Source organism: Clostridium sp. ATCC 25772 (assembly GCF_001573875.1).
GTDB classification, from domain to species: domain Bacteria; phylum Bacillota; class Clostridia; order Clostridiales; family Clostridiaceae; genus Clostridium_J; species Clostridium_J senegalense.
The window spans coordinates 47,426-57,191 of the sequence record NZ_LFRG01000003.1 but is presented as its reverse complement, the minus strand read 5'-3'; the positions used below and the strand labels follow the sequence as shown (position 1 = coordinate 57,191).

Here is a 9,766-nt window from a genome sequence, read left to right as displayed (position 1 = left end):
ATTTTATTTTGATAAGACACCTTCATTTTTGTAGTGTTAATAAAAATTAGTTTATATATAATAAAAAACAGAAATAAGAACTATACTAATTTAGATGTTAGAGTACTAGAACCAATACTAGGTATAGAAATATTAGGGCAAATATTAATTTTAGGTTTCTGTCTATCGTTATTTAAAGAAATAGAGCCTTTGATTGTATAGGATTCTTTAGTACCAGTATCACTAAAAATTACGTGCACTTTTATAAAGTAATCATAATTATTACTTTTTCCTACTTTAGTTATTTTAATTATATCGCATTCACTATCAAAGCCCATGTCAACAGCTAATTTTACGTATTTATTTTGAAGTTTTTTAGAAGTGAGTTTATCATATGAATTTTTGGTCATATAAGGTTTGACTCTTGATAAAAATGAGTCTTTAGGATATATGGAATTATGTTGTAATACAATGGGAATTTCATCATTTTTAAAAGAATATATACTGTTTAGAAAGTCCTCAATGACTAGCTGCTGTTTAGTAGGAGTAGGAGTAGATCCAAAAAGAAAAATAGTGGAAAAAATATATAATATAACTATAAAAAATTTGAAATTTTTCAAGTTACCACTCCTTAGCCTTTTAATAATCATTATATCAACTGTGGAGTAATTATCTTCAACAAAATATAAAAATTTACATTATTAACATGAAATTAATCTTTAAAGTAAATAAAAATATCTTAAAATAAGTGTAGAACTTATTTTAAGATATAAAAAAGTATATACTAATCTTCTTTATTTTCAGTAGTAGGTATATCTTCTCCACGATTATAAGTATAATCAAATTCTGCATTAGATATATTATTTGCTACAATAGGGTTAGTAACATTGTCTGGAAGTTCTATATAATCTTTTTTTGAAAAACATTTAGTTTTATTAAGTGGTGCATCCAAATAGTTTCTTAAGTTAGGTGCATAATTTGTTTTTTTATCTTTAGTCATATAATCAACTCCTTATTTATATAAAAATAAAATAATTTATTAGTGGTTTATAATTATTTTGGCTATAAATAAAAAAAAAATACTAAATTAATAAAAAACATTGACCAAAACAAATATCAGGAGTATACTGTTATAAAATCATAAATCTATGAAGAGAAGTAAGTAAACTTAAAAACAAATTTAAAGAGAGTGATAGACGGTGGAATTATCACAATTATGATTAAGTTGAATGGGTCTCTGAGAGCAAAGGCGAAATACATAGTAGTCTTTGACGTGTCCTCACGTTATAGAGGTAGGATATTATTATGTATCTAAGAGTAGAGTAGCTTTTAAAGCTAAAATTAGGTGGTACCGCGTTATTGACGCCCTATAGATTAATTCTATAGGGCTTTTGTTTTTTTATTTAAAATAAAAAATTATATGTAATAAGAATTAATTTTAAAATATATATTGGAGGTATTGATTATGGAAGAAAAAAGAAAAGTTATATTTAGTGGAATTAAACCATCAGGTGATTTAACATTAGGAAACTATTTAGGAGCTATAAAAAATTGGGTTAAACTTCAAGAAGAATATGAGTGCTATTTTTGTGTAGTAGATTTACATGCTATTACAGTTCAACAAAAGCCAGCAGATCTTAGAAAAAGAACTTTAGAAATTTTAGCTATTTATATAGCATCAGGAATTATTCCAGAGAAAAATACTATGTTCATACAATCACATGTACCAGCACACAGTGAATGTTCATGGCTTTTAACTTGTAATAGCTATATGGGTGAGCTTTCAAGAATGACTCAGTATAAAGATAAAGCAAAGAAAAGTGGAGATAGTATAAGTGCAGGTTTATTTAACTATCCAGTGTTAATGGCAGCAGACATACTTTTATATCAAAGCGATGTAGTACCTGTTGGAATAGACCAAGTACAGCACTTAGAACTTGCAAGGGATATTGGAGAGAGATTTAATAAAACCTATAGTCCAACATTTAAAATTCCAGAGGCATATGTTCCAAAAGCAGGTGCTAAAATAATGGATTTACAAAATCCAGAAAAGAAAATGTCAAAATCAGAAGAAAATCCAAATTGCTATATATTAATAATGGACCCACCAGATGTAATTAGAAAGAAAATTTCAAGAGCAGTTACAGATAGTATCGGTGAGGTAAGATATAGTGATGAGCAACCAGGTGTTAAAAATTTAATGACAATATTAGGTGCTATAAAGAATATGACTATGGAAGAAATAGAAGAAAAATATAAAGGTCAAGGATATGCACAATTTAAAAAGGATGTAGGGGAAGCTATAGTAGAAGAATTAGAGCCAGTTCAAACTAAAGTAAAAGAGTTATTAGAAAATAAAAAAGAACTTGAAGAAATTTATACAAAAGGTGCGGAAAAAGCAAGATATGTAGCTAATAAAACCCTTTCAAAAATGAAAAGAAAAATAGGATTTATTCAAATGTAAAAAAACAGCTTTAAAGCTGTTTTTTTATTTTTAATTATCATATTTAAAATCTTTAGATTATAGTGTTTAAAATTTTTTAATGAGCAATTATAAAAATAACATTCAATATTATGAATTAATGATTACTAACAAGCAAATAATAGACAAAGAAAACAAAGAAAGGAGGAAGTTAGTCAAAACTATTAATATTTTATAAAAATGGATAAATTAAAGGAGTAAAAAAGAAAAATTATAAGTATTTATAGGCCTTTGACAACGACTATATAGTGAATGATAAATCGGTAAATTTAGATATATATTTTACTATTTTTATAGTGGAAATTTTTATTATTTTTAGTTTTTTATATTTTTATATGGATAGAAATAGTGTAATAGATTTTATTATGCTTGGAGCCATGTCTTTAGTTATTATTATTTCATATTTAAAAGGTACTATTTGGGGAATGTTGAGTAGTGCTTTTGTTATATTTATTTATGCTACATATTTTATATACACTAATATAACTTTATCAAAAACTATAGAATTAAATGTTTATTTGTGGTTATTTTTTATACCTATAATTTCGTTTACTATAGGAAAAATATCTTACAACATAAATGAGTTACAGGGGTTGGAAAAGGAATTAAAAGAAGAAGTTGATGAGTTGATAACTATAGATAAAGAAACAGGATTAGGTAATAGCAGAGGTTTTTATAATGATTTAGAAAGAGAAATAATTAGGTCGAAAAAATATAATAGACCTTTTGTATTAATGATTATTAAAATAACTTATTATGATGAACTTTTAAGCTATTTTGGAAAAGAAAAAATTAAAAAATTATTTAATATGATAAGTAAATCTATAGTTAAATCAGCAAGGATAGAAGATACGAAGTACATGTTAAATGAAAACACTTTTGCTGTATTATTAATTGAAACTAATCTTAAAGAATCTAATGTAATTAGTGAAAAAATAAGAAAAAATATAGAAAATCTAGATTTAAAATCTAAAAATAAAGATAAAAATATAAATTTGGAAATGAAAATTTCAACAGTAGAATATAAAAATGATATAAAAAATGCCTTTGAATTTAAAGAAATGGCTGATAAGGAATTAGAATATGATGTTTAAGAAATATATATTAATTTTATTAGCATTTTTTATAACTACATGTTCTTTAGGAATAGATACAAAAGCAAAAGAAGATTATTTAAATGTACTAATCGTTTATGATACAAAAGTAGAATTTAGTTATAATAGAAATATTTTAAATTCCATTTCAGAATTGATGGGTGCTTTTAATACAAAAGTTGAAACAGTGGACATAAAAGAATATAAAAAAAATTATCTAGAAAATTATGATTATGTATTTTCAGTAATAATAGATAAAGACGTTAATAATGAAGAATTTATATACGATATAAAGAAATTTGATAAAACAATTTGCTGGATTGGAAATGGAATAGAGAAACTGGTAGAGAATAATGAAAATTATAGTATTAGATTTACACCTAAGACTGTAGACTTAAAAGAAATATATTATTTTGCAAATGGAGAAAAGTATAAAACATTAAAGAAATTTACAATAGATAAATATGGAGAAATAAATATTATAGATAATATCAATGAAGAAATAATAATACATTCTTATTTTAGTGATGGAAAGCAGCAGTATCCGTATGTAGTAAATGAAAAAAATCTTTGGTATATTTCTTTAATACCTAGTGAAAATATTTTATTTTTTATATTTTCAGACATGTTAAATGAAATTTTTAATGTAGAAAATATTAATGAACAAAAGATATTTATAAGAATAGAAGATGTTCATCCTTTTAGGGATATTTATGAGTTAAGAAAAATCGCAGATTATTTATATGATGAAAATGTACCTTTCATAGTGGCACTTATTCCAGCTTATATAGATACTAAAACAGGATATGAAAATTATATAACAGATAAACCAGAGTTTATAAATACTATAAAGTATTTGCAAGATAAAGGTGGCACTATAATACTTCATGGATATAATCATGGAAATTTTAAAGATAAAGAAGGTGGGGAAGACTACGAGTTTTGGAATGGTGTAAAGGATAGTCCAGTAACATGGGATGTAGAAGAATATGTTGCTAAGAATTTAAGTAAAGCAGTTATAGATTGTGTAAAAAATGGTATATATCCATTAGGTTTTGAAGCTCCACATTATGGAATAGATTCAAGAGGATATTCATCTATAAAAAAACATTTTTCAACATATGTTGGTGCATATCAAAGTAGTGATAAACAATTTACAACAACAAGTTATCCTTATATTTTAAGAAATACAAAGAACTTTAATTGTCTTATTCCAGAAAACTTAGGATATATAGACAATGAAGATATTTTATGGAAAGATAAATTAGAAGAAAATTATGACATATTAAATTTGGTTAGAGGACACACTGGAGGGATGTTTTTTCATCCTTATTTAGATATTGAATATTTAAAGGAATCTGTTGAATTTCTAAAAAGTAAAAATGTAAGTTTTTTAGATTTAAAAAAGTATGACAATTGGATTGAGTTTAATGATATAACTATTAAATCAAAAGATGGAAATATATCCGTAGAAAATAGACTTAAAGAAGGTAGGCTTGATGAAGAACACAACAATAAATATGTAGAAAAAATAAATAAAATATTAGCAATAATTGTAGGTATATTTTGTATAATATTTTTCATTATATATTTATATTTTAAAAACATAAATAAGAAAAAATTTTTAAGGTGATCTAATGGAAAATTTAACATTAATAGATTATTTATTTCTTTATTCACTTATATCTATATGGTTAGTACTTTTAATAAATATATTGTTAGCTACAAATGGATATATGTATTACATGAAAATAAATAAGATTAAAATACAACTTATAGAAGATAAAAAGTGTCCTTTTGTTTCTATATTGGTTCCAGCCCATAATGAAGAAAAAGTAATATATAAAACAGTTAGAGCATTATTACTTTTGAATTACCCTAAAGATAAAATGGAACTTATAGTTATAAATGATAATTCTAATGATAATACTGCTGAAGAATTAAAAAAAGCAAAAAAAGAATTTCCAAATTACAATTTTACTATCATAACTACAGATAGTATAACTGGTGGAAAGGGAAAATCTAATGCATTAAATTTAGGTTATAAAAAAACTAAAGGTGAATATATAGCAGTATATGATGCAGATAATACTACAGAAAAAAACGCTCTTAAATATTTAATAACTAGAATACATAATGATAAAACTTTAGGGGCAGTAATAGGAAAATTTAGAACAAGAAATAGAGATAGAAATGTATTGACGAAATTTATAAATATTGAAACTTTGAGTTTTCAATGGATGGCTCAGGCTGGAAGATGGAATCTTTTAAAATTATGTACTATACCTGGTACTAATTTTGTTATAAAAAAATCTATACTAAAAAGGTTAGGTGGGTGGGATGAAAAAGCTATATCTGAAGATACAGAAATAAGTTTTAGAATTTATAAAATAGGTTATAAAATAGCATTTATGCCACTTGCAGTAACTTGGGAACAAGAACCTGAAACAATTAGGGTATGGTTTAAACAAAGAACACGTTGGGCAAAGGGGAATATATATGTACTTAATAAATATCTTATAAAAATATTTAAGGAAAAGCCATCAAAGATTTTATTTGATGTAATGTATTTCTTTTTAGTGTATTTTTTATTTTTATCGTCAGTACTTATATCTGATGGAATATTTATACTAAGTATATTTACAAACTTAAAAACAAGTATAAATGGAAATCTTAATATATTATGGATATTAGCTTATATACTTTTTATTTTAGAAGTTGCTATAACACTAACAATGGAAAAAGGTCAAGGGACATTCAAAAATGTAATTTTAATACCGATAATGTATTTTACATATTGTCAGATGTGGTTAATAGTGGCAGTTAATAGCTTTATTCAATACATAAAAGATATAGTTTTAAAAAGGGAGGTTAAATGGTACAAAACAGAAAGGTTTTAATATATTTATGTTAATTATGAAATTGATTTGAAAAATTAAATCTATAAAGGAGGGATAATGTGAAAAAAATTGTTACATTGTTTATTACGATTTCTATTATATTTTCCCATATAGCTTTTGCTCAAGATTTCAATGAGGAAATTATAGGTAAAAATTTTCATTTTACTCAGGAAATAAAAAATATAGGAGTAAATTCAACGGAAAGTGTTTTTTTTACTGTTGATAAAAAATGGGAAATTCAAGATGGATATTTAAACTTGATTTTAAGTAAAAGTGAACTTATAAATGAAGATGAATCAACATTAACTATAGTGGTAAACAAAACTCCTATATATTCAACAAAACTAAATGAAACAAAAGATTATAAAGAAACTATAAGAATACCAATACCTAAAGAAAACATAATACAAGGTTTTAATGAAATACAAATAAAAACATATAAAAGAATAAGTGAAAAACCTTGTGAGGATGATATTAACTCAGCAAATTGGATAGTATTTCATGAAGATTCTTTTATACATTTAGATTTTAAAGAACTAAAAGATTATAATTCCTTGCAAGATTTTCCATATCCATACATAAAAGAAAGTGATATAAAATCAAGTGTTAATATTATTATTCCAGATGATTTTACAGAAGGTGAAATAACTTCATCAATGATTATTTCAGGGTATATTGGAAGGTTGTCACAATTTAAAGAGTTTACCTGTAATTTATTAAAAACATCAAACATTAATGAGGTGAAAAATAATAATTTAATATATATAGGTTCTTTAAATAGTGCGCCTAAAGAAATATCAGAACTTTTGACAGAAAAAGAAAAAAACAATTTATCTAAAGAGGCAATTTTAAAAGAGGTTAATTCACCTTATGAGCATACTAAAAAGCTTCTTTTAATTGTAAGTGAAAATGATGAAATGCTTAAAAAAGCTACTAAATTTATTTTAAATGGAATGTTAGTAGAGAATACTAAAGAACAAGTTGTAGTTATAAATGAGAGTACTAAAGTTTTAGATTTAAATAAGAAAAAAAATACTGATATTTCATTAAAAGATTTAGGATATGATCATATATTATTAGAAGGACCATTTGCTAAAGAAACTAAATTCTCACTATCAATACCTAAAAATAGAACTATAGAAAAGGATTCAAATGTAATTTTAAAGTTTAAATATGCTAAAAATTTAGATTTTGATAGGTCTTTGATAACTATATATGTTAATGAAATACCTATAGGAAGTCATAAAATGTATATGGATAAAGCAGATGATGACGAACTTAAAGTTACTATACCAGAAAGTCTTAGAAATACAAATTCATATGATATTAAAGTGAAATTTAATTTAGAAGTTAAAGATTTAATCTGTGATACTACTGGAAAGGATACACCATGGGCATATATATCTAATGAATCCTGTGTGCATTTACCTTATAAAGATAGTAAAAAGTTAATATTTGAAAATTATCCATACCCATTTGTAAGAGAGGGAAATTTTGATGATGTTATAGTAGTAATACCAGATAATATAAATGATGAAAATATGAAAAGTTTATCATCTATTGTTGCATACATAGGGCAGGATTTAGAAAGCAATAATGGTAATATTAATGTAATTAAATCCTCTAATTTTAAAGGAGATTATAAAAATAAAAATTTAATATATTTAGGAACTCCCAATGATAATATAGCTATAAAAGAAATAAATGAGAAATTAAACATTAAATTTAATGAAAGTTTTACTGCTTTTGAATCTAATGATAAAATTCAATTTACTGAAAATTATGGGAAGAATATAAGTGCTATACAACTTATAAAGTCACCATATAACAAAGATAAAGCAATAATGGTTGTAACATCTCCAAATAATGAAAGTCTAAGCTATAGTGAAAAGTATTTGACTAATAATAATTTATTGAAAAAGCTTAAAGGAGACGGGGCAACAATAGATAAAGATGGAAAAATTCAGAATGAGTATTATCAAGATGTAGATAAAAATATAGAAGATAATTCTTTTGAAAAATTTAAAATTGATAAAAATACAAAGATATTAGCTATATTTTTTACTTTTATATTACTTATGGTATTAGGAACTGCTGTATTTACATATAAGAAATATAAGAATTAAAAAGAGGTGAAATATGTATTAAAAAGAATTTTATAAGTAGCATTTTAGTTGTAATTATCATAAGTTTGATGTTCATAATTATTAAAATATTTATTTTTAATAATTCAGTAATGCCAAAAGAGCCATTAAATATTACAAAGGAGAAAATAAAAAGTGGAAATTTATCTGTTGATTATGAAATAGATAAAGTTTTAGAGGATGTTGAAATTTTAAAATTAAATACTGTGAATGTACCTGTGATTATAAATATAAAAACATTAACAGATAGTGATATGAGCATAGACAAAAATAGCATGGAGAAGGCTAAAAAAATTATTAAAAAATTAAAGAAAAAAAATATAAACGTAATATTAGAAGCTTACCCATGGATTAATGATGGAAAAGATTATGAAACAGAGTGGAATCCCAATAACATAGATTTGTTTTTTTATAATTGGGAACATAAAGTACTTTTGCCTTTAATTGAAGAAATAGCAAACCCATATAAAGTTTTTGCGTTAAATACTGCTTCAAATTTTTCTCAAATGGAAAAGTATGAAGAGAAGTGGTGTTACCTTATACAAAATATTAAAAGCAAATATAAAGGGCTTACGACATATAGAACTAGTTGGTGGTATACAGCAAGTTGGGATAAAGTTAGTGAGGAAAAATATAGAGATAAGCTTGAAAATAGAGTATTTAATAATGTGGATTTTATAAGTATAGCAGCATATTTTGAGCTTAGTAATAAAAATATAAATTCAAAGGATGAACTAGTAAAATATATAGAGGAAACAAAGGCACATAATAGAAATCAAAATATAAAAAAAGAAATATATAATTTTTATAAAATGTGGGAAAAACCAATATTTTTTGGTGAACTAGGATTCCCTAAACTAGAAGGAGCATCTAAAGAACCATGGAACGTACAAGTTTCTAAAAAATTAAATACTCAAGAACAGGTAGTGGGTTTTTTAGCTTATAAAGAAGTTTTTGAGGATGAACCATGGCAGTTAGGATTTTCTATATTTGCTATAGGTAAAGATGATAATACAAAAGTATATTATCCATCTAGGGAAACAAAAAAAGTAATTAAAGATTGGTATAAAAAGAGAAACTAAAAATAAAACTATATAATTTAAAATCTGTTAGTGTGAATTTTCCATTAAGCTTGTATTCTTATAATAATTGGGTTAAATTTTAAAA

8 protein-coding genes and 1 other annotated feature are annotated in these 9,766 nt (G+C 24.3%); of the genes, 6 read left to right on the top strand and 2 right to left on the bottom strand.

Going from position 1 to position 9,766, the window contains the following annotated elements; all coding sequences use genetic code 11:
* Positions 1 to 80: 80 nt before the first annotated feature.
* Both AZI32_RS18205 and AZI32_RS01430 read right to left on the bottom strand, forming a co-directional pair.
* A complete protein-coding gene (locus AZI32_RS18205) occupies positions 81 to 389 on the bottom strand; it encodes a hypothetical protein (protein WP_157450818.1) in 309 nt (102 codons plus the stop codon).
* A 374-nt stretch (positions 390 to 763) separates the two neighbouring features.
* Positions 764 to 979 (bottom strand): hypothetical protein, encoded by a 216-nt coding sequence (locus AZI32_RS01430; RefSeq protein ID WP_010294359.1) that lies wholly within the window; start codon positions 977 to 979, stop codon positions 764 to 766.
* A 139-nt stretch (positions 980 to 1,118) separates the two neighbouring features.
* Positions 1,119 to 1,352 (top strand) — a binding site (T-box leader).
* 92 nt (positions 1,353 to 1,444) lie between these two features.
* Here AZI32_RS01430 and trpS point away from each other — a divergent pair.
* From trpS to AZI32_RS01400, 6 genes are all read left to right on the top strand, one after another.
* The gene (gene trpS, locus AZI32_RS01425; protein WP_061994143.1) at positions 1,445 to 2,443 is read left to right on the top strand and encodes a tryptophan--tRNA ligase; all 999 of its coding nucleotides are present in this window, start codon (positions 1,445 to 1,447) and stop codon (positions 2,441 to 2,443) included.
* A 266-nt stretch (positions 2,444 to 2,709) separates the two neighbouring features.
* The gene (locus tag AZI32_RS01420; protein ID WP_157450817.1) at positions 2,710 to 3,555 is read left to right on the top strand and encodes a diguanylate cyclase; all 846 of its coding nucleotides are present in this window, start codon (positions 2,710 to 2,712) and stop codon (positions 3,553 to 3,555) included.
* The gene (locus tag AZI32_RS01415) at positions 3,545 to 5,188 is read left to right on the top strand and encodes a polysaccharide deacetylase family protein (protein ID WP_061994141.1); all 1,644 of its coding nucleotides are present in this window, start codon (positions 3,545 to 3,547) and stop codon (positions 5,186 to 5,188) included. Before AZI32_RS01420 ends, AZI32_RS01415 begins: the two co-directional genes overlap by 11 nt.
* Positions 5,189 to 5,192: 4 nt before the next feature.
* Positions 5,193 to 6,455, top strand: coding sequence for a glycosyltransferase (locus tag AZI32_RS01410; protein WP_061994140.1), 1,263 nt, complete (start codon positions 5,193 to 5,195; stop codon positions 6,453 to 6,455).
* Between the two features lie 59 nt (positions 6,456 to 6,514).
* On the top strand, positions 6,515 to 8,581 hold the full coding sequence (locus AZI32_RS01405) for a cellulose biosynthesis cyclic di-GMP-binding regulatory protein BcsB (protein WP_061994139.1): 2,067 nt from the start codon (positions 6,515 to 6,517) through the stop codon (positions 8,579 to 8,581).
* Positions 8,582 to 8,691: 110 nt separating this feature from the next.
* Positions 8,692 to 9,681, top strand: a complete 990-nt coding sequence (locus AZI32_RS01400; RefSeq protein ID WP_345968944.1) for a hydrolase — start codon at positions 8,692 to 8,694, stop codon at positions 9,679 to 9,681.
* The last annotated feature ends 85 nt before the right edge of the window (positions 9,682 to 9,766 follow it).

Bases quoted from the DNA above. Each gene is read 5' to 3' on its own strand.
- AZI32_RS18205 (WP_157450818.1), bottom strand. From the start codon at position 389: ATGACCAAAAATTCATATGATAAACTCACTTCTAAAAAACTTCAAAAT.
- AZI32_RS01430 (WP_010294359.1), bottom strand. From the start codon at position 979: ATGACTAAAGATAAAAAAACAAATTATGCACCTAACTTAAGAAACTAT.
- trpS (WP_061994143.1), top strand. From the start codon at position 1,445: ATGGAAGAAAAAAGAAAAGTTATATTTAGTGGAATTAAACCATCAGGT.
- AZI32_RS01415 (WP_061994141.1), top strand. From the start codon at position 3,545: ATGATGTTTAAGAAATATATATTAATTTTATTAGCATTTTTTATAACT.
- AZI32_RS01410 (WP_061994140.1), top strand. From the start codon at position 5,193: ATGGAAAATTTAACATTAATAGATTATTTATTTCTTTATTCACTTATA.
- AZI32_RS01400 (WP_345968944.1), top strand. From the start codon at position 8,692: ATGCCAAAAGAGCCATTAAATATTACAAAGGAGAAAATAAAAAGTGGA.